This window comes from Nonomuraea sp. JJY05 (assembly GCF_043496855.1).
GTDB lineage: Bacteria > Actinomycetota > Actinomycetes > Streptosporangiales > Streptosporangiaceae > Nonomuraea.
Map to the genome: position 1 here is coordinate 12,160 of NZ_JBIEIS010000024.1, position 23,779 is coordinate 35,938.

The following is a 23,779-nucleotide window of genomic DNA, read 5'->3' on the forward strand; positions in this document are numbered from 1 at the left end:
CGGCCTTTCAGAGAGCCGCGGGCCCCCTGAGTGCGGGCAGCGAACTCAGCCGTCGGTACTGTGCCCGTATGAGTCTCGTCAGTGATTCCGCGCTCCGCCGGGCCCTCGCACGTGCCCGCGACGGCAAGGCCCTCGACGTCACGGAGGTGGCCGTCCTCCTGCACGCCCGGGGCGAGCACCTCGACGCCCTGCTCGAACACGCCTCCCGCGTACGTGACGCCGGGCTGCGGGCGGTGGGCCGCGAAGGGATCATCACCTACAGCAAGAAAGTGTTCATCCCGTTGACCCGGCTCTGCCGGGACCGTTGTGGTTACTGCACCTTCGCGACCGCGCCGCACAAGCTGCCCGCGCCGTTCCTGAGTCCTGACGAGGTGCTGGAGATCGCCCGGCAGGGGGCGGCCATGGGGTGCAAGGAAGCGCTGTTCACGCTGGGGGACCGGCCGGAGGACCGCTGGCACCAGGCGCGCTCCTGGCTCGACGCGCACGGCTATGACGACACCCTTTCTTATGTGCGGGCCATGGCGATCCGGGTGCTGGAGGAGACCGGGTTGCTGCCGCACCTCAACCCGGGGGTGCTGACCTGGCGTGACCTGCAGCGGCTCAAGCCCGTCGCGCCGTCCATGGGGATGATGCTGGAGACGACGTCGCGGCGGCTCTTCGAGGAGAAAGGGGAGGCCCACTACGGGTCGCCGGACAAGGACCCGGCCGTACGCCTGCGCGTCCTGGAGGACGCCGGACGGACGAACGTGCCCTTCACCACCGGGATCCTGATCGGCATCGGCGAGACCGTCGAGGACCGGGCCGAGTCGATCTTCGCGATCCGGCGGGTGGCGCGCGAGTACGGCGGGATCCAGGAGGTCATCGTCCAGAACTTCCGCGCCAAGCCCGACACGGCGATGCGGGGCCTGCCGGACGCGTCCCTGGAGGAGTTGGCGGCCACGATCGCGGTCGCGCGGCTCGTGCTCGGGCCCCGGGTACGCATCCAGGCGCCGCCCAATCTGGTGGACTCCGAGTACGCGCTGATGATCCGGGCGGGCATCGACGACTGGGGCGGGGTGTCGCCCCTCACGCCCGACCACGTGAACCCCGAGCGGCCCTGGCCGCAGATCTCCCTCCTGGAGGAGCGGACCGCCGAGTCCGGGTTCGAGCTCCGGGAGCGGCTGACGATCTATCCCGAGTATGTGGTGGCCGGGGAGCCGTGGCTGGACCCCCGGCTCTTCGCCCACGTGGCCGCCCTGGCGGACCCCGCCACGGGGCTCGCCCGCCCTGATGCCGTGCTGCGGGGGTTGCCGTGGCAGGAGCCGGACGGGGGGTTCGCGTCGTCGGGGCGGGTGGACCTGCACGTGGAGGTGGACACGTCGGGGCGCACGAGCGATCGGCGGGACGACTTCGACCACGTCTACGGCGACTGGACCGCCCTCCGCGACCGCCTCCCCTCAACCCCGCCCACGCCTCCGTCCACCACGCCTCCGTCCACCACGCCTCCGTCCACCACGCCTCCGTCCACCTCGTTGTCGGACGGTGCGCTGTCGGACGGCGCGGCGGGTGGTGGTACGGCGGAGTCCGGCGCGACGCGGTCGGTGGCCAGCGTCTCGCCGCGCGCGGAGTCGGATCCCGCCGCACGCGTTGCGCCGAGCACCGCCGCCGGGGTGCCCGCCGTACCGGCGCCTGGAGGGCGGGTTGCGGAGGGCACGGCCGCTGAGGCCGCGCACCCCGACGCGGGGCACGCGGGCACTGCGGCCGGGGGCGCTTCGAGCGCCGCTGCCGAGCGCGCTTCGAGCGCGGCCGACGTCGACGCCGCGCCGCCGGGCGCTGCGGCCGAGGACGCCGCTTCGGCGGGTGCGCCGGTGGACGGCGTGACGGCGGGCGACGCTTCGGCCGGTGCCTCGATCACCGGCGCCGGTGCGGGGGATGGCGCGACGGCGGGCCGCGCCCCGCTTGCCGGGGTTGGTGCGATGGGTGGTGGGGTGTCTGGGGAGGTGCGGCGGGCGTTGCGGCGGGCGGCGGTCGATCCGGGTGGGTTGAGCGACGCCGAGGCCGTCGCGTTGCTGGGCGCCGAAGGGGAGGCGCTGGACGAGCTGGCCGCCATCGCCGACGACCTCCGGCGGCAGGCCGTGGGCGACGAGGTCACCTACGTCGTCAACAGGAACATCAACTTCACCAACGTGTGCTACACCGGATGCCGCTTCTGCGCCTTCGCCCAGCGCAGGACGGACGCCGACGCGTACACCCTGAGCCTCGACCAGGTGGCCGACCGGGCGCAGGAGGCGTGGGACGCGGGCGCGACCGAGGTGTGCATGCAGGGTGGCATCCACCCCGACCTCCCCGGCACCGCCTACTTCGACCTGGCCAGGGCGGTCAAGGAGCGGACGCCCGGGATGCACGTGCACGCGTTCTCTCCCATGGAGGTCATCAACGGGGCGAGCCGCACCGACATGTCCATCCAGGCGTGGCTGGAGGCGGCCAAGGAGGCCGGGGTCGACTCGCTGCCCGGTACGGCGGCCGAGATCCTGGACGACGACGTCAGGTGGGTGCTGACGAAGGGGAAGCTGCCCGCGAAGGAGTGGGTCGAGGTCATCACGACGGCCCACAAAGTGGGCATCCCGACCACGTCCACCATGATGTACGGGCACGTCGACAACCACCTGCACTGGGTCAGGCACATCAAGCTGATCCGCAGCCTCCAGGAGCGGACCGGCGGGTTCTCCGAGTTCGTGCTGCTGCCGTTCGTGCACACCAGCGCCCCCATCTACCTGGCCGGGATCGCCCGCCCGGGCCCCACGGCGCAGGAGAACCGGGCCGTGCACGCGCTCGCCAGGATCCTCCTGCACGGCGCGATCAAGAACATCCAGTGCTCCTGGGTGAAGCTCCGCGACGACCTGTGCCGCCAGGTGCTCCAGGGCGGCGTGAACGACCTGGGCGGCACCCTCATGGAGGAGACCATCAGCCGCATGGCGGGCTCGGAGAACGGCTCGTACAAGACGATCAGCGAGCTGCGCGAGATGGTCGAGGTCACCGGCAGGCCGGTCAGGCAGCGCACCACCGAGTACGGCGTCCCCACCGACGAACGGCTCGCGGCGTCCGAGGCCAGCGACGGCGTGTGCAAGAGCGTCAGAAGGGTCCTGCCGATGGCGTAGTTGTAACATGTTCTAACAAGGCTTGCGCCCGCCATGGGAGGCGCTGGAAGAATCATCACTCCCCTGGGAGAGAGGTTCACCGTGCGGTTAGGTCGGCACCGCGCGCCGCTGCCCGCTGAGCAGCGACGCAGGAAGGCTTTCCGGCGCGGCATGCTGGCGGGCGTCACCGCCCTGGCCATCGTGGCCGCCGGCCTCGTGGTGGTGTTCGGCGGTGGCGGCCTGCTGTGCAGCACACGAGAGCCTGTTCTGGTCAGTGTCGCGGCCGCGGTCGACGTGGCCCCGGCGGTCATGGAGGCCGCCGAGCGGTTCAACGAGACCAAGACGTCCGTGGGTGGCCGGTGCGTGCTGGTCCAGGTGACCGAGCAGTCGCCGGCCACCGTCCTGCGCACGCTGATCGGTGACCGCGCGGGCGTCCTGCGCGAGCGGCCCGACGGGTGGATCGCGGACTCGTCGGCCTGGATCAGGCTGGCCCGCCAGCAGGGCGCGAGCGCGCTGCCCGCCGGTGAGAGCGTGGTGGCGACCTCGCCGCTGGTGTTCGCGACCCGCTCGTCGCTGGCCCAGCGCTTCTCCGTGGGCAAGACCGAGATGAACTGGCGCATGGTCTTCCCCGCGACCGTGCGCGGGCGGCTGACGCCCAACTCGAACGAGCCGGACGTCGTACGCGTACCGGACCCGTCGCTGGCCGGGGCGGGCATCGCGACCGTGGCCGCCGCCAGGGACGTCGTCGGCGCGGGGCCGGCGGCGGACAAGGCGCTGACCGCGTTCGTACGGTGGGCGCAGGCCGGCTCCGCCCCCGACTACCGCAGCATGCTGGCGGCGGTCGACGACCACACGTTCTGGCAGCGTCCGGTGGTCATCGTCCCCGAGCAGTCGGTCTGGAACCACAACCTGCGCCCCTCCGCCGACCCGGTCGTCGCGCTGCACCCGCGTGAGGGCACGATCAACCTCGACTACCCGTACGTCGTCACCGCCACCGACCCCACGGTGGCCGAGGCGTCCACGGTCTTCGCCGGCTGGCTGAAGGGCTCGCAGGCGCAGGAGATCGTCCGGCGGGCGGGGTTCAGGTCGGGCGACGGCACCCTGGGCCCGATCTCGCCGGGGCCGCAGATCCCCTCGGAGACCCCGAAGACCAGGTCGTCGGTGTCGCCGCAGGACATCGACGAGGCGCTGCGGGCCTGGAGCCGGCTGGCCCCGCCGACGAACATCCTCGTCCTGGCCGACACCTCCAAGCACATGGCCGAGCCGCTGAACGGCAGCACCAGGATCAGCATCGCGCTGGACGCGGCCAAGATCGGGCTGCAGCTCTTCCCTGACTCGACGCACATGGGCCTGTGGGAGTTCGCCGAGCGGCTGGGCGGCGTCAAGCCCTACCGGGAGCGGGTCGGGCTCGGCCCGATCAACGAGCCCCAGACCGGACAGGTGGTACGCAAGAGCCGCCTCGCCGAGCTGACCGGCACGATCACCGCCCATCCCACCCTGGACAGCTCGCTCTACGACGCGATACTCGGCGGCTTCCGCAAGGTCACCAGCGAGTACCGCGAGGAGATGAACAACGCGCTCCTGGTGATCACGGCCGGCAAGGACGACGGCAAGGGCACGAAGCTCCCGGAACTCCTCGACAAGCTGCGGCGCGAGTGGAACCCCGACAAGCCCGTACAGATCATCATCATCGCCTTCGGCAAGGGCGTCGATCACGACAGCCTGTCGCGGATCACGGCCGCCACGAACGGCTCGCTGCACGAGGCCCAGGAACCGGGGGAGATCATCGACGTCTTCCTCGGCGCCCTGGCCCGCCGGCTCTGCCACCCCACCTGCAAGCCGACCACCTGAGTAAGGGGGCGCTCCCGGCGGAACGCCCCCTGAGGGCTAGACGGGCTGGACGGGCTAGACGCGCTGCCAGAGCGCCGGGACGTTGGGCGGCTCCCAGCCGGCCAGCGCGGTGTGGGCCTGGATGCAGCGGTAGGTGACGCCGTTGTAGGTGACGGTGCTGCCGACCGCGTACGCGGTGCCGGCCTTCCACGAGCCCGACGGCGTCGTGGGAGTGGGCGTGGGCGTCGGGTTGGGGGTCGGCGTGACGGTCGGGGTGGGCGTCGGGGTCGGGTTGCCGCCACCGCCGCCGATCTGCAGGTCGATGCAGGAGTAGAAGGCGTTGGTGGTGTCGGAGATGTTCCAGATCGCCAGGACCTTCTGCCGGCCCGAGTAGCCGGACAGGTTGACCGTGTGCGAGACCGTCGCGGGCGGCTGCCGGCCGTGGCCGTCGAAGACGGCGACCCGCGTGCTGCCGATGTAGTACTCGTAGTTGAGCGTGGCGTGCCTCGCGGTGAACGTCCAGTTGAAGGTCACCGTGGTGCCCACCTGGGCGGCCGGCCACGGCTTGCTCTCGTCGCTGAGCTGCGCGAACTGGGACAGGTTGGCGTGGCAGCTGCGCAGCCCCTTCGGGCCCTCCACGCTCTGCGGCTCGTAGATGATGTTGCCGCAGCTGGGCACCTTGCCCTGGGCGCAGTTGGCCTGCCGGCTGGGCGGGGAGTTGACGTAGCCGTGCGCGAACGCCGGCGCCGTGTTGAACACCGTGGTGGCGACCGCGATCACCACCACGGCGACTGACGTGAGCGTCCTTCTCATGAAGTTGCTCCTTCACATGGGGGGATGCCCCAAATGTAAAGGAAACTTTCCTAACGGTAAATGCCCGTTTGACCCACCCTTTCGGCCGCGGTCAGCGGGTGACGATGAAGTCGTCCGGGTCGCGGGGCGCGCGATCGCGCGGCGGGGCGGCCGCGTGCCCGACGGCCACGCAGCCCATCGGGTCCCAGGAGGCGGGCAGGTCGAGCACCTCGCGGACTACCGGGCGGCAGAACATCGTGGACGACACCCACGCCGAGCCCAGCCCCTCGACGGCGAGCTGGATGAGAAGGTTTTCCACCCCGGCGCCGGCCGCCGCGACGAACATCTCCCGCTCCGACGCGTTGCGCCGATCGTCGCGATAGGTGTGGGAGCCCTCCATCACCAGGCACGGCACGATCAAACAGGGCGCGTCACGCAGCACGTCGCCCCGCTTGATCCGCTTGGCGATCGACTGCTCGGTGAACCCGTCGCCGCGCAGGTCCTCGATCCACGCCTCGAGCATGGCGTCGAGCAGCTTGGTGCGCGTCTCCGGCGACTCGACCAGCACGAACCGCCAAGGGGTCGTGTGGTGCGGCGCGGGCGCGGCGATGCCCGCCGCGACCGCCCTGCGCACCTTCTCCGGATCGACCGGCTGGTCCGAGAACTCCCTGATGGTACGGCGGGCGAACACGACATCCCGCGACCCGTAGCGGAACAGGTCGTCGTCGGCCGGGCGCACCAGCGGCCTGACCCCGGGCCCGTCGTCGTCGGTGACCAGGTGGGACAGCCCGCGCACGATCGCCACCGGGACCCCGCTCAGCTTGCCCTTGACCAGCTCGGCCGCGCCCGCGAGCTCGTCGGCCAGCGCGGTGACGGTGGCGTTGAGCTCGTTGCCGTAGCCGTCGGAGGTGCCGCGGAAGTCGTCGAGCGGGCGCACGCCCGCCACGCCGATGGCCACGTCGGTGAGCCCGTGGCGCCACGGGCGGCCGAAGGTGTCGGAGACGATCACGCCCGCCCGCACGGCCAGGCCCTTCCTGATGCGCCTGGCCGAGGCGTCGGAGTCTTCGGGGAGCAGGAGCACGGTGCCCGGCTCGGTGTTGGAGGCGTCGACCCCGGCGGCGGCCATGACGAAGCCGTGGCGGGTCTGCGAGATCACGGTGTCGCCCCGCCTGGCCACCACGCGCTCGGTCTCGTCCTCGATGGCCTGGACGCGGTCGGGCGCCCGGCGCACGCGGCCCTCGGCCTTGCTCACGATCTTGGACGTGACGACGACGATGTCGCCGTCCCGCAGGCCGGCGTCCTTGAGCAGCGCCGCGACGTCGTCGCCGGGCCGCACCTCGCCGATGCCCTCGACGGCGATCACCTCGAACCGCCGGGGAGCGGCAGTCATCGGGCGAGCTCCTGGGCCAGGTCGAGCGCGGTGCGGGCGATGCCGGCGGCGGCGTCGGCGTCGTGCATGAGGATCGGCCGGGCGATCACCCGTACGCCGTCGAGCGCGACCCCTTCGTCCTCCTCCGCGACCAGCCACCCGTCGATCAGCTCAGAGCCGTACAGGTCGAGCACGGCCTGCGCCGTCGTCTCCACCCCGATGGCGGTCAGGCAGGCGTCGGCCATGCCCCTGACCGGCGCCCCGCCGATGATGGGCGAGACCCCGACCACGGTCTTGGGCAGCAGGGCCTCGCGGATGCCCGGGACCTGCAGGATCGTGCCGATGCTCACGACCGGGTTGGACGGCGGCAGGATGACCACGTCGGCCTGCTCGATCGCGTCGAGCACGCCCGGCGCGGGCTTGGCCGTGTCGGCCCCCACCAGCGCGAACGACTGCGCCGGGACCGAGGCGCGCAGCCGCACCCACCACTCCTGGAAGTGGATGGCGCGCTTGCCGTTTTCGTCCTCGATCACCACGTGGGTCTCGCAGCGGTCGTCGCTCATCGGCAGCAGCCGCACGCCGGGCTGCCAGCGCGTGCACAACGCCTGCGTGATCTCGGACAAGGGGTAGCCGGCCTCCAGCATCTGGGAGCGCACGATGTGGGTGGCGAAGTCGCGGTCGCCGAGCCCGAACCACTGCGGCTCCACGCCGTACGCGGCCAGCTCCTCCTTGACGACGTGGGACTCCTTGGCGCGCCCCCAGCCCTGCTCCTCGTCGATGCCGTTGCCCAGGGTGTACATCACGGTGTCGAGGTCGGGGCAGACCCGCAGGCCGAACAGGGTGATGTCGTCACCCGTGTTGCCGATGACGGTGATGGTGGCATCCGGCGCGGTCGCGCGCAGTCCGCGCAGGAAACGGGCGCCGCCGATGCCGCCGGCGAGTGACACGATGTGCATGCCGCCAGTCTTCCACCGGCCCCTGACAACCCCGTCTCGGGAGTGGTTTTACCCCACTTGTTTTGGGAGAAGTGCCAGGTGTAGGCCGAATTGGGATGTAGGAGGTTCCTGGGACCCCCGCCACCCAAGTCAGTCATGTGGCAAACTCCCTTCGGGCTAAAGGGTCCGATGGGGGTACATGTGAGCAAATTTGACGTCGCCCGGCTTAAGGAGCCAGGCGCATGGATCATGCTCGTCCTCGGCTTGCTGACCGTGCTGCTGACGGTCGGCGACGTCCTGGTCGGCTCGTCGTCGTCCCTGCCGAGGAATGCAGCGGCCAACGTCCTGGACCTGGTGAACCCCGTCGTGCCCGCGCTGCTGCTCGGAGCCGTACTGCTGGTCACCAAGGTCGGCGAACCGTCGCCCAAGGCCAAGCCGATCATGTACGGGTCGGCGGTCGGGCTGGTGCTGGCCACGGTGTTCGGCATGCTGTCGCTGATCCTCGGCCTGTTCTCCGGGCTCCCCCTCTGGGTGATGATGCAGCTGGTGCTCCTCGGTGTGCCCTCCATCGCGTTGACCGCCGTCGCGCTGGTGTACCTGCTCCCGCAGATCCTGCCGGAGCGGCCCGCCGCGCAGGTCTACCACCACCCGAACCTCGGCCAGCAGGCGCCCTGGCAGCAACCCCAGCAGTTCGGCCAGCCCGACCAGGGCCAGCAGTTCGGCCAGCCCGACCCACAGAACTTCGGCCAGCCCGACCAGCCTCAGCCGGGCCCCGGTTTCGGGCAGCCCGAGCAGGCTCCCGGCTTCGGCCAGGCCCCTTATGGCCAGCAGCCGCCCTCGGGCGCGTACGGCCCGCAGCCCGGCACGCAGCCGGGCTTCACCCAGCAGCCGCCGTCCGGCCAGCAGCCCGGCTACGGCCATCAGCCCCCGTCCGGCCAGCAGCCCGGCTACGGCCAGCAACCCCCGTCGGGCCAGTACGGCCAGCAGCCTCCGAGCTTCGGCGGCCAGCCCGAGCCCCAGGGCGCGCAACCGGAGCCCCAGGCCGCCGCCGCGCAGCCCCAGCCGCACGTGATCAGGGGTGCCCTGCCGGCCGCCCCCTCGGACCAGAGCCAGCCCGAGCAGCCCTACTCCGCGCCGAGCTTCGGCCCGTCGGAGCAGAGCCAGCCGGACCAGGCTTACGCCCCGCAGAGCTTCGGACAGGGCGACCAGGGCCGGCCAGAGCCGTCCTTCGCCCCCCAGGGCTTCGGGCCGGGGCAGCCCGACCAGGCCTATTCCGCCCCGGGCTTCGGGCCGGGGGAGCAGAGCCAGCCCGAGCCGTCCTTCGCCTCGCAGGGCTTCGGGCCCGGGCAGCCCGACCAGGCCTATGCACCGCCGAGCTTCGGCTCGCCGGAGCAGGGCCAGCCGGACCAGGCCTACGCTCCGCAGGGCTTCGCCCCGTCGGCCTACGCCCCCGCCGACACGGCCCCCTCGGTCCCGGAGTACTCCACCCCGCCGGCCGTCGAGTACCAGCCCGCCCCGTACGTCCCGGCCGACAGCCAGCCGAGCGTCTACGGCCAGCCCAGCCCCAACCCGTACGCGCCGCCCGGGACCGACCAGCCCAACCCCTACGCCCCGGCCGCGGACCAGCAGCCCAATTCCTACGCCTCGCCCGCGGATCAGCAGCCCAGCCCGTACGCGCCGCCCGCGGACCAGCCCAATCCCTACGCGCCGCCCGCGGACCGTCCGAACCCGTACGCGCCCCAGGAGCCCGCGCCCAACGCGTTCGCCGACCAGGCCTTCCCGACGCCGGCCGGCGACACCGCGCCGAGCGTCCCCTACCCGCCGGCCGCCGAACAGCAGCAGCAGCCGTACTTCGGCCAGAGCGCCTTCGACCAGCAGGGCGGCCAGCCGTTCACCGGTTACTCGGGCCGCGAGTACGCCACCCCGCCCGCGTACCAGGAGCCCGACCCGCCCGTGGACCCGCGGTCCCAGCAGCTCCTGGACGCCTACCAGCAGGCGGAGACGTACCAGCACTCCACCGGCCAGCACTCCACGGCCCAGCACTCCACTGCGGGCACTCAGCCCGAGCTGCGCGTGCCCGACTACTCCAGCCAGGCGGCGCCCAGGTCGTACGACGACCCGTTCGGCCACCCCCAGCACTCCCAGCACCCGCCGCAGGGTGGGTACGAGCCCCAGCAGGGCCAGTACCAGCCCACCCACCAGGCGCCGCAACAGCAGCAGCCCTGGCCCCAGCAGCAGGCGGAGCCTGTCGGCGACGCGACGATGCGGCTCGACTCCACCTTCGGCGGCGGCTACGGCACCCGCCCGGGAGACGACCCGATCGACCCGACGGCCATATACACCCCCAACGAGCCCCGCAGGTAACGGACCGGTAATGAACGACTAGAGAGAAGGTGGGGCCTGGGCGGGTGTCTATCCCGCCCTGGTACGGTTCGGACCGCTGACAGGTTGAACGAGCCTTACGACGCCGCGCGCAAAAGGGTGTCGGCCGGGCGTGAACATCACATGCCAAGCACACCGGGGCGAGCTCTGGTCTTTCCCCGGATAGCTGCATGCCGCTTGACGTCAGCTACAGCACACGCGTGTAATTACAACCATGTTGTTACGCCTTCCGATGGGTGGGTAATAAGGAAGGCGTCCATGGGGGGCTCCATTGCGGGCGGGCGGCAGGGAGGTGTGCAGTGACCGATCCGGTCATCGCACAGGATCAGCTTGACGCTGAAGAACTCGGCTGGCAGGAGCGCGCGTTGTGCGCGCAGACGGATCCGGAGGCGTTCTTCCCGGAGAAGGGCGGCTCCACCAGAGAGGCCAAGAAGGTCTGCCGATCGTGTGAGGTCCGTGCAGAGTGTCTTGAATACGCACTCGAGCACGATGAGCGGTTCGGCATCTGGGGTGGGCTGTCCGAGCGGGAGCGCAGACGGATCAAGCGCCAGGCCGTTTAGGTATATGGGCGGAAGGGTCACGCGGTCGAACGCGTGACCCTTTTCGCATCTGCTGTCCCCCCTGTCACAGGTATATGGTGGGCGCGCCTGCTCAACCCCCCTCAGGAGCATCCGCCCATGTCACGTCCCTACGTCACCGTGATCGTCGTCGCTCACGACGGCGCGCGCTGGCTGGGGGAGACGCTGCGTGCTCTGGTGAACCAGAGTCGCAGGCCGGACCGCGTGGCCGGCGTCGACAACGGCAGCAGGGACGGCTCGGCCGACCTGCTCGCCCAGGCGTTCGGCCGCGGCAACCTGATCTCCCTGCCGCGCTCCACCGGTTTCGGCGAGTCCGTCGCCGAAGTCCTCACCAAACTGCCGCCCGCCGGAAGCGACGAGTGGATCTGGCTCCTGCACGACGACTGCGCCCCCGACAGACGCGCGCTGGAGATGCTGCTCACCGCGGCGGCGCAGGATCCGAAGGCCGCCGTGCTGGGCCCGAAGCTGCTCGACTGGCTCGACCGCCGGCGCCTGCTCGAAGTGGGCGTCACCGTGGGCCGTACCGGGCGCAGGGAGACAGGGCTGGAGCCGCGCGAGTTCGACCAGGGGCAGCACGACGGGACGCGGGACGTGCTGTCGGTGTCCACGGCCGGGATGCTCATCCGGAGGGACGTGTGGGAGGGGGTCGGCGGGCTGGATCCGTTCTTCCCGCTGTTCCGCGACGACCTCGACCTGTGCTGGCGGGTGCGCAACGCCGGGCACAAGGTCCTGAACGTGACCTCCGCCGTGGCCTGGCACGCCGAGGCGGCGGCGCGCAGGCGGCGCAGGATCACGGTCAGCGGCGACCATCCCCGCAGGCTGGACCGGCGTAACGCGATCTTCGTGGTGATGGCGAACCTGCCGTTCGGCGCCATGCTCTGGGCGCTGCTGCGGAACGTGCTCGGCTCGGCCTTCCGCACGGCGCTGTTCGTGGTGAGCAAGCAGCCCGCGAACGCGCTGGACGAGATGGTGGCGATGGCGTCGATCCTGCTGCATCCGTTCCGGCTGCTGCGGGCGCGCCGGGCCCGCCGTAACGGGCGCAAGAAGGGATATATCCGCATAAAGCGGTATATGACCCCTCGGGGTGCGGCCTGGCGGCGGCTCACCGACATGGTGCAAAGCTTCCTCGCCGGCGAGGCGCCCGTGGACTCGGCGGGCCGCCACCACCACGCCACCGTCTCCACCGAAGACGAGTACGAGGTCGCCCCGGCGGACACGGGGGCGGTCAAGCGCTTCCTCAGCCGCCCGGGCGTCGTCCTCATGCTCGCGCTGACCGCGGTCGCGCTGGTCGCCGAACGCTCACTCCTCGGCGGCCCACGGCTCGGCGGCGGCGCCCTCGTCCCGGTCACGGGTGGCGCCGGCGACCTGTGGGCCTTCTACACCGAGGGCTTCCACGACATCGGGCTCGGCTCGAACGCCTGGGCGCCTCCGTACGTCGCCGTGCTCGCGGCCCTGTCCACGCTCGCGTTCGGCAAGACGTGGCTGGCCGTGTCCGTGCTGCTGCTCGGCTCGGTGCCGCTGGCGGGCGCGACGGCGTACCTGGCCACCCGGCACGTCATCCCGGCGGTGCCCGCGCGGGCCTGGGCGGCGGGGACGTACGCGCTGCTGCCCGTCGCGACGGGAGCGATCGCGGCCGGACGGCTGGGCACGGCGGTGGTGTTCGTGCTGATGCCGCTCTACGCCTCGCTCGGGACGGTGGTGCTGTCCGGCGAACGCCGCCGCGCCCGCCGGGCCGCGTGGGCGCTCGGGCTGCTGCTGGCCGTGGGGACGGCGTTCGCGCCCCTGGTCTATCCGCTCTTCGCCGTGCTGGGGGTGCTGGCGGCAGTCGCGTTCCGCGGCGTGGTGACCTCGATGGCCATCGCGCTGGTGGTGCCGCTGCTGCTGCTCTTCCCCTGGCTGGCGGGGCTGGTGACCGCCCCGGGCAAGATCCTGCTCGAAGCGGGGCTGCACGATCCGGCCCTGGTGGACGCCGCGCTCGCCCCCGAGTCGCTGCTGGCGCTCAGCCCGGGAGGGCCGGGGCTGCCGCCGTTCTGGGTGACCGGGGGCCTGGTGGCCGCGGCGCTGGCCGCGCTCCTCATGCGCCGCCAGCGGATGATCGTCGCCATCGGCTGGGGCATCACCCTGTACGGGGTGCTGGCGGCGATCCTGGTCAGCCGGGTCACCGTCGAAGGCGCGCGGGCCTGGCCGGGGGTCCCGCTGGCGTTCGCGGGGACCGGGCTCGTGGTCCTGGTGGGCCTGACCGCCCACCGGCTGGCCGAGCTGCGCGCCGGGGGAGGGCTGCGGCGGCTGGGGGCGATGGCGGTGGCCGCGGTGGCGTTCAGCACGCCGCTGCTGGCGGCCGGATACTGGGTCGCCACCGGGGTGCGGGGACCGCTCGTGGGTGACGCGCCGGACGTGCTGCCCGTGCTGGCCGCCGCCCGTACCACGCAGGGGGAACGCACGCTGGTGATCAGGGGTTCCGCCTTCACCGTGCTGCACGGCCGTACCCCGCTGATCGGCGAATCGGAGCTCCCGATCGCGTCCGAGGCCCGCACCCGCCTGGGGACGGCGGTCCAGGGCCTGGTCGGCGGACGCGGCGGCGACGCGGCCACACTGGGCAGGCTCGGCGTGGGCATGGTGGCCGTGGCGCCGCCCGTCTCCGCCGAACTCGCCAGAACGCTCGACTCGCAGCCGTCGCTGGCGCGCATGAGCCTGTCGGAGGCGGGCGGGCTGTGGCGGCTGGCCGAGCCGGTGGCCCGCGTACCCGCCCAGCCGGTCAGCGCCCTGCACACGCCGTGGCTGTGGACGCAGGCGGTGCTGGTGCTGGTGATCGCGGTGCTGGCGGCGCCGGGGCGGCGCGAGAGCGCCCCCGAGGCCGTGGAGACGACGCCGGCGGTCGCCGCCAGAGTGGCCGTGAACGTGGCGGGTGGGCGATGAAGGCGTTCGTGGAGAACCGGTTCGGGCTGCTGGCGCTGGTCGTCGTGGCACTCGCGGCCCTGTACGGCGTCGCGTACGTCACCAGGCCGGCCCCTCCGGCGGCGGCCGCCCCGCAGCCCAGGAAAGTCGCCGTCGAGTCGGTCACCGCGGTGTGCCCCGGCTCCAAGGGTGAGCGGGTCAGCGTGTACCTGCCCGGCACGCTCACGTACGAGCCGATGCGCGACGCCAAGCCGTACGTGACGAAAGGCCCCGGCGGGCTGGAGGCCGGCTACCTCACCCGAGCCACCAAGGGCGCCGGCCGCGGCCTCGCGGGAGTCCGCTGCACCGAACCCGCCCCCACCACGTGGCTCGTGGGCCCTGGTCCCGCCAACGCCGACATCCGCCTGCACCTCACGAACGCCGACAAGGCGCCGGCCCTGGCGGACGTACAGGTCTATGCGGCGGAAGGCCCCATCTCGGGCGACAAGGGCACCGGCCTGGAGATCGCGCCCGGCGAACACCGCGAGATCGACCTCAAGACCATCGCTCCGTCGGCGGACATCATGGCCGTGAGCGTCACCACCGCCTTCGGCCGCCTGGCGGTCGCCGCCAGGACCACCCTCGAGACCGGCGGCGTCGACTGGCTCCCCGCCGCCGCCCCGCCCGCCACCCGCGTCGTCGTACCCGGCCTCCCCGGGGGCGGCGGCCTGCGCGAACTCCTGGTCGCCGCCCCCGGCGAGAACGACGCCCAGGTGCGGATCAAGGCGGTGAGCGAGGACGCCGAGTACGCCATGAAGGGCCGCGAGTCCCTGGAGGTGCCCGCCGGCAGCGTGACCGCCGTGGACGTCACCACCGGCGTCGGCGGCTCCCCGGCGGCCCTGGTCCTCACCTCATCCACCCCGATCGTGGCCGGCCTCGTCGTCACGGGCACGGGCGGCCGCTCGGACGTCGCCTTCACCGCCGGCACCCCGGCGCTGGACCTGGGCAGCACGGTGGCCCGCAACGGCCCGGGCTCGAAGCTGATCCTCACGGCCGTCGGCGGCCCCGGCAAGGTGCGGATCCAGGTGATACCCGAGAAGGGCCGGCCGGACGAGCCGTTCGAGGTGTCGATACCGGCGAGTCGCACCAAGAACGTCAAACTGAAACCGAAGGGGGATTACGCGCTGGCGGTCACGCCGGTCGCGGGGGAGGTCTACGGCGCGAGAGTGATCGAGGACCCCCTGGAAACCGGCCTCCTGCTCACCACCCAGCCCTTGGCCCCTTCCCGCCTGTGGACCCTGCTCCCACCCTTGACCGACACCCCCAACGTGGTTGCGCCTTAGCTGCACGGACCTCCGCCAAGCGAGGCGCTTCGCGCGGATCGGCTCCGGGCAGCGCCCTGTGGGGGCAGGCCCCCACGCCCCCGGGCGAGGGGCCTCCCGGCCCCTCGCGCTCCCCGGCCCTGGCCCGTTGACCACTGGAATGGACCGTGCACCGGCTCAACCGCTTGACCGACGCCCCCGCCCGAGGAAGGGCTCGCACCAACGCCGGCCTCCTCAACGTCCAGCGATGAGTTTCGGGCAGTTCGCCAGTCCAATCAGGTGAACCGAACGACAGGAGGCCCGAGGTGGGCGAGCGAGTGAGTGCCGGGGTCACCGGCGTCAGGACCGTCGGTATCCCCGTCACCGACCAGGACCGTGCCGTCGAGTTCTACGTGGGCACCTTGGGACTGGAGAAGCGGCTGGACGCGCCCGTCGAGCAGCTCGGCGGGCGATGGATCGAGGTGGCACCGCCGGGAGCGGCGACCACGATCGCGCTCATCCTGTCGGTTCCCGGGACGGCGGTCGGGGTCGAGACGGGCATCCGGCTCGGCACGGCGGACGCGGCGTCCCTGCACAAGGAGCTGGTGGCGCGCGGGGCCGACGTGGACGAGCTGCTGCGATGGGAGGGCGTCCCGCCGATGTTCGCCCTCCGCGACCCGGACGGCAACGGCCTTAAGATCGTCGAATAGCGGAGAGGGAACCTGCGATGAGTGGTGTCATGCGAGCGGACGACGTGGTTCAGGAGCTCGACAAGGAGTTCACCGCGACACTGGTGAAGAGCCCGAACAAGGGTGGGTGGACGTACGTCGTGATGCCCGGGTCCGCCCAGTTCTTCGGGACGCGGGGGTTGGTGAAGATTCGGGGGACCATCGACGGTCATCCGTTCCGGAGCTCGTTCATGGCGCTGGGGGATGGCACGCACAAGCTGCCCGTGAAGAACGACGTGCGGGAGCTGATCGGGAAGGGACCTGGGGACAGCGTCACCATTCGCCTGCTGGAGCGGATCAAGTAAGGGCCTGTAGAGAGCGCGAGTGCCTGTCGCCATCTCGGGTCCTTGCGGCCCAGCGAACGGCAACCAGGCGGGGTGGCGGATCCGGCCCCGTCGTCTTCGCCGTCCAAGCCTTGGTCTCAGTCCTGGTCCGACTGGCCAATGAGACTACGGTCCCGGCACGCGGGAGGTTTCAGTCGGATTCCGGCAGTCGATTGCGGCCGCCTGACCGGCCGACTTCTATGGGTGCCATGACCGTCACTCATGAGGAGATCAGTGCCGTTCTGGGGCGCTACCTCGGTGCTCACCCCGACGGCGCTGCTGACGTCCACCTCCTGAGCGAGGCCCTGGACAGCGAGCACGACCTGGCAGCACGCCGTCTCCCCGGCCTGCGCACGACATCGTCCCTGTGGACATCGACGTTCACGAAATCCCTGCCAATTTCGCCAAACGCGAGCCCGCACACCTGCACGTTTCCGCTTCGCCTTCTGGGCGACGGACGCTCAGATCGCGCCGCAGCTCGAAGAGGTCATCGCGGTCGCGTGGAGGAGCCCGGCGGATCTGCCTACCGCGCGCCTCGCGGACAGCGTCGCCGCGATCTGACCTGATCTCGATCTGGGAGAGGGAGGATGTCAGCCATGACCGTCCTGGGGTTCGATGAGGGTTCTGCGTCAGCGAGTGACTTCGGAGTGGTGCAGTCATGCTTCGAGCTGTGAAGCGGCGCGCTGTCTTGACGACTCTGATCGGGGTCGTGGTGGGTGTCCTGGTCGTCGCATGTGTCTTCTTTCTCCCCGCCTGGATTGTCCGGCAGGACCTTGGGAGCGGCGCGCCAGGGTTCTCGGCCGGTGACCGGCTCAAAGCCATCAACGACGTGCGGGTGACCTTGCTGCAGGCGTTGGCTGCGCTGGTGGCGCTGGGGAGTGTCGCGCTGGGCGCCGTGATGACGCTGCGCCAGATCCGGGTGAGCAGGGAGGGACAGTTCATCGACCTGTTCACCAAGGCCATCGAGCAGTTGGCGAGTGATCACGTCGGAACCCGGATGGGCGGTGTCTATGCGATGGAGCAGATCGCGTATGCCGCGCCGCATTATCGCGGTCACGCCGCCGCCCTGCTGGCCTCCTTCGTCCGGTTGCACGCGCCGTGGCCACCGAGCCGCCCGATGCAGGAGGTCGACCTTGAACGGAAGCGCTATCACGGAGGGCTTCGCGACGATATCGGTGCGGTGATGGCGGTGCTCAGCCGACGAACGATGGTTCTTCCGGGCGACAGCATCGAACTGGAGAAGATCGACCTACGGGCGGCCGACCTGGCCGGGCACGACCTGAGCCGGTTCTGCTTCGCCGGCTCCAACCTCGAGGGCGCGATCCTCACTGGATGCGACCTCACGGAAGCCACCTTCGCCGGCGCCATCCTGCGGAACGCCGACCTGACTGGCTCGAGCCTTTCCGGAGCGGACCTCAGCGATGCCGACCTCACCGGGGCTGTTGGCATCGATTCGGTGAAGCCGACTCCGGCTGACAGTGCTGGTGTGGCTGGAGGGCCGTCCGTAGGGCGGGGCTCGTAACAGCTGGAAAATCAGAGGGAGCGCACCGGAAACGCAGGGTCAGTCTGAGGTCTTCTGCGCGGAGCGCCTGCGGCTCAGTTCCTTCTCCTCTGGGGGTAGTGCCTCGGCGACGAGCAGTCGCGGCAGTAGGTCCGGCTCCAGGGTCATCGCACGGAAGACGAGCGCGACGGTCACGTCATGATCGGGCCGGTGCACGATCTCGACCGGATCGCCGGCGTGGATATCACCGGGCTCGATCACGCGCAGATACGCGCCCGGCCGTGCAGCCTGCGTGAAACGCTTGATCCAGCCGTCACGCTCCAACCAGCCCTGGAAGGTCCCACACGGGATCCGCGCGCACGCCACCTCCAGGACGACGTCCGACCCGATCCGCCAGCGCTCACCGATCAGGGCACCGTTGACGTCCAGACCCAGGCTCGTGAGGTTCTCCCCGAAGACGCCGTTTGTGAGCGGCCTGTCCAGCTCGGCCTCCCAGGTGTCGAGATCCTCGCGGGCGTACGCGTAGACGGCCTGGTGAACGCCGCCATGGTGCTTCACGTCGTACACCCGATCGCCCGCGAGACCGACCTCACCGGTGCCCTTCGGACCCGGGGCCCTCACCGCGACCGGGCCGTCGACGGGCCGCTTGTCGATGCCCGTCGCGCTCAGACCCTTCCAGGGGTTGGGCCGGGGTCTGCCGATATTGACGGAGAGGAGCCTCATAGACCGTGACGGTACGGCTCCCACCCACGCTTTCGCGACTGATTTCTCCAGGGCCTGGAAGCGATCCGCTGGTCAAAGATCACCATGGCGGAATTGGCCGGGGGGCGGGGAGCGCGAGGGGCCGGGAGACCCTTCGCCCGGGGTGTGGGCTTGCTCCCATAGGGCGCTGCCTGAGCTCTCCATCGCGAAGCGCGCCCCGGTGCGAGGACCTCGCCGTTGGGAGATGGAAAGGGGGCGGGCCAGCTACTCGGAACCGATTCGCGCGAAGCGCCTTGACTTGGCGGAGGCCTAGGCAGTTGCGGGGTTCAGCGGCGGTCGTCGTAGCCGGGGTCGACGGTTTCGGGGGAGAGGCCCAGGAGGGTGGCCACCTGTTCCACCACCGTGTCGTGGACCATGGCGCCCAGGGTGTCACGGTCTCTGGCCCGGGCTTCCAGGGGGCGGCGGTAGACCACGATCGACGCCGGGTTCTGGCCGGTTGCGGCGTCGGCGCGGCCGAAGGGGATGGGGTCGGTGCCCAGGCTTGGGCCGTCGCCGAGCTCGCTCAGCGGAGGGACCTCCTCCACCGCGAACTCCACCGCCGACAGCTGGCGCTCCCAGCGGGGGCGGAGGCGGTCGACCGCGTCCAGGACGAGGTCGTCGAAGCGCTCGCTCCGGGACTTGGCCATGGGCACGTGGGAGGGAGCGAGCGGGCCGCGGAGGCCGCGACCGTGGCGATCGCGCCGTCTGGGACCGCGCTTCTGTGTCACGCAAGCAAGTGTACGGGGATGGCCTGTCGATTCTGAGGAATGGTGTCACGTCCCCGCGCCTCTGGGTGATGTTCGGAGGTTCTGGGTGGTTGCCGGCACCTCGAGAGGTTCGGGGAGTCGGTCCGTGGTGTCGGTTCCGCGGGGGCAGGGTGGGGCTCCACGGGGAGGCGAGGGTCGGCGGAGGCGGAGGCATTGAGGTGTTGTCCGTGTCCCGGCGTCGGGATGGGTGCTGGGGCGTCGTCCGTGTCGCGGTGTCCCGGTGGTGTGGGGCGTCTCCGGGGCGCGGTGTCGGGCGTCTCCAGGGCGCGGTGGCCGGGTGGAGTGGGGTCGGGAGGGTGAGCTCTGGGGACTCTGGTGCGGCGTTGCCGCTCCGCACCACGCGTTGATCCCCTTAGGCTCTGATCAAGCGTCACCGTTCACCACCTCTGCGTGATCCCCCAAGGTCCGGAGGGCCGGTGTCTTCGGGGCATGTGGGTGGAAAGGCTGCGACAGGTGTCCGAATTGTGGCGACACGCTCGTTAAGAGCGCTCAGATAGTGGCGCCTCGCACACTTACCAGATACGGTCCCTCCGTGAGCCCCGTCCGCCGCTGTTCCCGCACCGCCTGCAGTCAGCCTGCCGTCTTCACGCTCACGTACGTATACGCCGACTCGACCGCTGTTCTCGGCCCCCTGGCGACGTACGCGGAGCCACACTGTTACGACCTGTGCGCCGAACACGCCGAGCGGTTGACCGCTCCCCGAGGCTGGGAGGTGGTACGGCTGCCGACGGACGGTGCCTCCCCGAGCTCCGACGACCTCGAGGCGCTGGCCAACGCGGTCAGGGAGGCCGCGCGGCCCACGCCCCCCGGCGGGGGTGAGCCGGTCGGTCAGGGCGTGGAGGTCGGTCGCAGGGGGCACCTGCGCGTTCTGAGGTCGGCTCAGCAGCACCGCGACCGGTAGGCTCGATTACGCAGGAGAATCGACCCAAGGGCGGAGCTGGAGAGTGGGCGACCTCGCCAAGATCTTCAAAGCGTACGACGTTCGCGGAGTGGTGCCCGACGAGCTCGACGAGCCGACCGCCGAGGCCGTGGGCGCGGCCTTCGTCGAGGTGACAGGGGCCGAGTCGATCGTGGTCGCGCACGACATGCGCGAGTCCTCCGGTCCGCTGTCCGACGCGTTCGTCAGGGGCGCCCGTTCGCGTGGCGCGGACGTGGTGCACGCGGGGTTGGGCTCCACCGATCTGCTCTACTACGCCAGCGGCAGCCTGGGGCTGCCCGGGGTGATGTTCACCGCCAGCCACAACCCCGCCCGCTACAACGGCATGAAGATGTGCCGGGCCGGCGCGGTGCCGATCGGCGGCGACACGGGGCTCGTCGACATCCGTGACAGGGCCGCCGAGCTGGTGGGCGGCACGGCCACGCCCGGCGGGTCGGTGATCGAGAAGGATCTGCTGCAGGGCTACGCCGACCACCTGCGCACGCTCGTCGACCTGTCGCGCATCAGGCCGCTGAAGGTGGTCGTCGACGCGGGCAACGGCATGGGCGGGCACACCGTCCCCGCCGTGTTCGAGGGCCTGCCGATCGAGCTGACGCCGCTCTACTTCGAGCTGGACGGCAACTTCCCCAACCACGAGGCCAATCCGATCGAGCCGCATAACCTCGTCGATCTCCAGCGGGCCGTGGTCGAGGGCGGGGCGGACATCGGGCTGGCGTTCGACGGTGACGCCGACCGGTGCTGGGTGATCGACGAGCAGGGGCGCTCGGTCTCGCCGTCGGCCGTCACGGCGCTGGTCGCGACGCGGGAGCTGGCCAAACACCCCGGGTCGACGATCATCCACAATCTGATCACGTCCCTGGCCGTTCCCGAGATCGTGCGCGAGCAGGGCGGGGTGCCCGTGCGCACGCGGGTCGGCCACTCGTTCATCAAGGCCGAGATGGCCCGCACGGGAGCCGTCTTCGGCGGCGAGCACTCGGCCCACTACTACTTCCGCGACTTCTGGTTCGCCGACTCCGGGATGCTGGCCGCGCTGCACGTGCTGGCCGCGCTGGGTGAGCAGGAGCGTCCGCTGTCGGAGGTGGTGGAGGCCTACTCGCGCTACCACGCCTCCGGCGAGGTCAACAGCGCCGTGGCGGACCAGGGCGAGGCGTTGCGGCGGGTGCGGGAGGCGTTCGCGGCTCGGGGAGAGTTCGACGAGCTCGACGGGCTCACCGTGACCGGGTCGGGCTGGTGGTTCAATCTGCGGGCGTCCAACACCGAGCCGCTGCTCAGGCTCAACGCCGAGGCGGCCGACGAGAGCACAATGAGGGCGATCAGGGACGAGGTCCTCGCCATCGTGGGAAGGGTGTCAGAGTGAAGATCGACGACTGGCTGCTGGAGATCCTGGCCTGCCCGGCGTGCAAGGCCCCCTTGCGCGCCGAGAACGAGGCCGAGGAGCTGGTCTGCACGGGCTGCGGCCTGATCTATCCGGTACGGGATGACATCCCCGTCCTGCTCGTCGACGAGGCCAGGAAGCCGTGACCTGGGAGCCGGAGCGGCTCGACGACCAGCGCCACCTCAGCGAGGCGGATCCCGGCGGGATGCTGCCGGCGGTCGCCTCCTCGGCGGCGCACGTACGCACCGGCTATCGCACCGCGGTCGAGACCCGCGTCGACCGCCTGGCCGACCACGGGCGGCCGCGCGCCATCGTGGTCGCGGGCGTGGGCGGCTCGGGCATCGTCGGCGACATCCTGGCGGCGATCGTCGGCAACGGCGCGCCGCTGCCGATCGTCACGCTGCGCTCCTACCAGCTCCCCGGCTGGGTGGGCGCCACGGACCTGGTCGTGGCCGTGTCCGGCTCCGGTGACGCGGAGGAGACGGTGTCCGTCGCCACCCAGGCCGTGCGGCGCGGATGCGCGCTGCTCGGCGTGGGCGCCCCCGGCTCCCCGCTGGAGGCCGTCGCCACCCAGGCATCGGCGATCTACGTGCCGGTGCCGGTCACCGGCCAGTCCAGGTCGAGCCTCTGGCTGCTGGCCGTCCCGGTCATCGTGGCCGCCGCCGCGCTGCGGCTCGTCCAGGCCGACGCCGACCTGTTCGAACGGATGGCCAAGACGCTGGAGGACATGGCGCACCGGTGCCGGCCGTCCAGCGAGTCGTTCATCAACCCCGGCAAGTCGCTCGCCATGGACCTGGCCGAGAGCGTGCCGATGATCTGGGGGTCGTCGCCGGTCGCGTCGGTGGCGGCGTACCGGCTGGCCTGCCAGCTCAACACCAACGCGAAATACCCCGCCGCCCACGGCGAGCTGCCCGAGGCCGGCCACAACCAGGTCGAGGTCCTCGACGGGCCGCTGGCCGAGCGCGACATCTTCGCCGACTCCGCCGGGCGCACGCTCCGGCTCGTCGTGCTGCGCGACGTCGAGGAGCATCCCCAGGTGACGCGGCGGCGCGAGGCGTCGGTACGGCTGGCGCGAGAGCGCGACGTCCCGGTGACGGAGCTGTCGGCGGAGGGCGTGCACCCGCTGGAACGGATGGCCACGCTGATCTCGCTCGGCGACTACGCGAGCACGTATCTGGCGCTGGGATATGCCGTCGATCCGACCCCTGTGTCAGCGATCACTGAGCTGAAGGCCAGAATTTCGCAATAGGATCCCTTTTCAGGCCTTTGTACGTGATCTTTATGAGTGGAGTAGACCGGTGAGCGCGAGCGGCGGTACTAAAGCGATCATTGCGGCCTTGACCGCGAACCTGGCAATCGCCGCGTCCAAATTCGTGGCCGCATTCTTCACCGGGTCGTCCTCGATGCTGGCGGAGGGCATTCACTCGGTCGCCGACTCGGGCAACCAGGTGCTGCTGCTGGTGGGCGGCAAGCGGGCGGCCAGGGCCAGCACGAAGGAACACCCCTTCGGCTACGGCCGCGAACGCTACTTCTACGCCTTCGTGGTGGCTGTCGTGCTGTTCACCATCGGCGCGGCGTTCTCGATTTACGAGGGCATCCACAAGCTCTCCGCTCCGGAGCCGGTGCAAGCGCCGATCTGGGCGTTCGCGGTGCTGATCTTCGCGATCATCGCCGAGAGCTTCTCGTTCCGCACGGCGATCAAGGAGTCGAACGAGGTACGCGGCAAGCAGTCGTGGGTCTCGTTCATCCGCCGGTCCAAGTCGCCCGAGCTGCCGGTCATCCTCCTGGAGGACCTGGGCGCGCTGCTCGGTCTGATCTTCGCGCTGTTCGGCGTGACGATGGCGGTCGTCACCGGCGACGGCACCTGGGACGGCATCGGCACCCTGATGATCGGCGTGCTGCTGGCCGTGATCGCGGTGGTGCTGGCCATGGAGACCAAGTCGCTGCTGGTCGGCGAGGGCGCCACCCCCGAGATGGAGGCCCAGATCCGGTCCGCCCTGGAGGGCTCGCCCGAGGTGGCCAGGGTCATCCACATGCGCACGCTGCACCTGGGTCCCGAGGAGCTGCTGGTGGCGGCCAAGATCGCGGTGGAGTACAACGACACGGCGGCCGAGGTCGCGAAGGGCATCGACGAGGCCGAGCGCCGCATCCGCGAGGCCGTGCCGATCGCCCGCGTGATCTACCTGGAGCCCGACCTGGACCGCCTGCGCAGCACGTCCGCCTCCTGAAG

At 71.1% G+C, this 23,779-nt stretch carries 19 protein-coding genes; 14 read left to right on the top strand and 5 right to left on the bottom strand.

All coding sequences use genetic code 11. The annotated features are described in order from the left end of the window. Positions 1-68: 68 nt before the first annotated feature. Together cofH and ACFKCF_RS33515 are read left to right on the top strand one after the other, a co-directional pair. Positions 69-3,137 carry a 5-amino-6-(D-ribitylamino)uracil--L-tyrosine 4-hydroxyphenyl transferase CofH gene (gene cofH / locus ACFKCF_RS33510; RefSeq protein WP_394499288.1) on the top strand — a complete coding sequence of 1,023 codons (3,069 nt, stop codon included), beginning with the start codon at positions 69-71 and terminating at the stop codon, positions 3,135-3,137. A gap of 81 nt (positions 3,138-3,218) precedes the next feature. After that, complete coding sequence (locus ACFKCF_RS33515; protein ID WP_394499289.1) at positions 3,219-4,967, top strand: substrate-binding and VWA domain-containing protein; 1,749 nt, start codon at positions 3,219-3,221, stop codon at positions 4,965-4,967. 54 nt (positions 4,968-5,021) lie between these two features. On the opposite strand, the gene ACFKCF_RS33520 is transcribed toward ACFKCF_RS33515, so the two are convergent. The 3 genes from ACFKCF_RS33520 to cofD form a co-directional block, all read right to left on the bottom strand. Further along, positions 5,022-5,759, bottom strand: coding sequence for a lytic polysaccharide monooxygenase (locus ACFKCF_RS33520; RefSeq protein ID WP_394499290.1), 738 nt, complete (start codon positions 5,757-5,759; stop codon positions 5,022-5,024). Between the two features lie 91 nt (positions 5,760-5,850). After that, positions 5,851-7,128 carry a coenzyme F420-0:L-glutamate ligase gene (locus ACFKCF_RS33525; RefSeq protein ID WP_394499291.1) on the bottom strand — a complete coding sequence of 426 codons (1,278 nt, stop codon included), beginning with the start codon at positions 7,126-7,128 and terminating at the stop codon, positions 5,851-5,853. After that, positions 7,125-8,063 carry a 2-phospho-L-lactate transferase gene (gene cofD, locus ACFKCF_RS33530; RefSeq protein ID WP_394499292.1) on the bottom strand — a complete coding sequence of 313 codons (939 nt, stop codon included), beginning with the start codon at positions 8,061-8,063 and terminating at the stop codon, positions 7,125-7,127. Before cofD ends, ACFKCF_RS33525 begins: the two co-directional genes overlap by 4 nt. A 180-nt stretch (positions 8,064-8,243) precedes the next feature. On the opposite strand from cofD, the gene ACFKCF_RS33535 reads away from it, so the two are divergent. The 7 genes from ACFKCF_RS33535 (at position 8,244) to ACFKCF_RS33565 (ending at position 17,750) form a co-directional block, all read left to right on the top strand. After that, positions 8,244-10,406, top strand: coding sequence for a hypothetical protein (locus ACFKCF_RS33535; RefSeq protein ID WP_394499293.1), 2,163 nt, complete (start codon positions 8,244-8,246; stop codon positions 10,404-10,406). Positions 10,407-10,723: 317 nt separating this feature from the next. Beyond that, positions 10,724-10,984: a WhiB family transcriptional regulator gene (locus ACFKCF_RS33540; RefSeq protein ID WP_020546325.1), complete on the top strand. Its 261-nt coding sequence runs from the start codon at positions 10,724-10,726 to the stop codon at positions 10,982-10,984. A 117-nt stretch (positions 10,985-11,101) separates the two neighbouring features. Then, entirely contained in the window at positions 11,102-13,918 is a 2,817-nt protein-coding gene (locus ACFKCF_RS33545; protein WP_394499294.1) for a glycosyltransferase, read from the top strand. Beyond that, positions 13,915-15,219: a DUF5719 family protein gene (locus ACFKCF_RS33550; RefSeq protein WP_394499295.1), complete on the top strand. Its 1,305-nt coding sequence runs from the start codon at positions 13,915-13,917 to the stop codon at positions 15,217-15,219. The genes ACFKCF_RS33545 and ACFKCF_RS33550 overlap by 4 nt, the downstream gene beginning before the upstream one ends. Positions 15,220-15,503: 284 nt before the next feature. Beyond that, positions 15,504-15,887, top strand: coding sequence for a VOC family protein (locus ACFKCF_RS33555; RefSeq protein ID WP_394499296.1), 384 nt, complete (start codon positions 15,504-15,506; stop codon positions 15,885-15,887). Between the two features lie 17 nt (positions 15,888-15,904). After that, positions 15,905-16,210, top strand: a complete 306-nt coding sequence (locus tag ACFKCF_RS33560) for a DUF1905 domain-containing protein (protein ID WP_394499297.1) — start codon at positions 15,905-15,907, stop codon at positions 16,208-16,210. Positions 16,211-16,898: 688 nt separating this feature from the next. Further along, positions 16,899-17,750 carry a pentapeptide repeat-containing protein gene (locus ACFKCF_RS33565; protein WP_394499298.1) on the top strand — a complete coding sequence of 284 codons (852 nt, stop codon included), beginning with the start codon at positions 16,899-16,901 and terminating at the stop codon, positions 17,748-17,750. A gap of 39 nt (positions 17,751-17,789) precedes the next feature. Here ACFKCF_RS33565 and ACFKCF_RS33570 read toward each other — a convergent pair whose 3' ends face one another. After that, positions 17,790-18,452, bottom strand: a complete 663-nt coding sequence (locus ACFKCF_RS33570; RefSeq protein WP_394499299.1) for an MOSC domain-containing protein — start codon at positions 18,450-18,452, stop codon at positions 17,790-17,792. A 305-nt stretch (positions 18,453-18,757) separates the two neighbouring features. After that, a complete protein-coding gene (locus ACFKCF_RS33575) occupies positions 18,758-19,117 on the bottom strand; it encodes a metallopeptidase family protein (RefSeq protein WP_221519419.1) in 360 nt (119 codons plus the stop codon). Between the two features lie 652 nt (positions 19,118-19,769). Between ACFKCF_RS33575 and ACFKCF_RS33580 the strand changes: the two genes are divergently transcribed. The 5 genes from ACFKCF_RS33580 to ACFKCF_RS33600 are packed head-to-tail and all read left to right on the top strand — an operon-like array spanning position 19,770 to position 23,777. After that, entirely contained in the window at positions 19,770-20,138 is a 369-nt protein-coding gene (locus tag ACFKCF_RS33580; protein ID WP_185070975.1) for a DUF3499 domain-containing protein, read from the top strand. Between the two features lie 43 nt (positions 20,139-20,181). Beyond that, positions 20,182-21,531, top strand: coding sequence for a phosphomannomutase/phosphoglucomutase (locus tag ACFKCF_RS33585; protein ID WP_394499300.1), 1,350 nt, complete (start codon positions 20,182-20,184; stop codon positions 21,529-21,531). Beyond that, positions 21,528-21,695, top strand: coding sequence for a Trm112 family protein (locus ACFKCF_RS33590; protein ID WP_080042874.1), 168 nt, complete (start codon positions 21,528-21,530; stop codon positions 21,693-21,695). The genes ACFKCF_RS33585 and ACFKCF_RS33590 overlap by 4 nt, the downstream gene beginning before the upstream one ends. Next, complete coding sequence (locus tag ACFKCF_RS33595; protein ID WP_394499301.1) at positions 21,692-22,798, top strand: SIS domain-containing protein; 1,107 nt, start codon at positions 21,692-21,694, stop codon at positions 22,796-22,798. Before ACFKCF_RS33590 ends, ACFKCF_RS33595 begins: the two co-directional genes overlap by 4 nt. A 49-nt stretch (positions 22,799-22,847) precedes the next feature. Continuing rightward, positions 22,848-23,777: a cation diffusion facilitator family transporter gene (locus ACFKCF_RS33600; RefSeq protein WP_394499302.1), complete on the top strand. Its 930-nt coding sequence runs from the start codon at positions 22,848-22,850 to the stop codon at positions 23,775-23,777. The last annotated feature ends 2 nt before the right edge of the window (positions 23,778-23,779 follow it).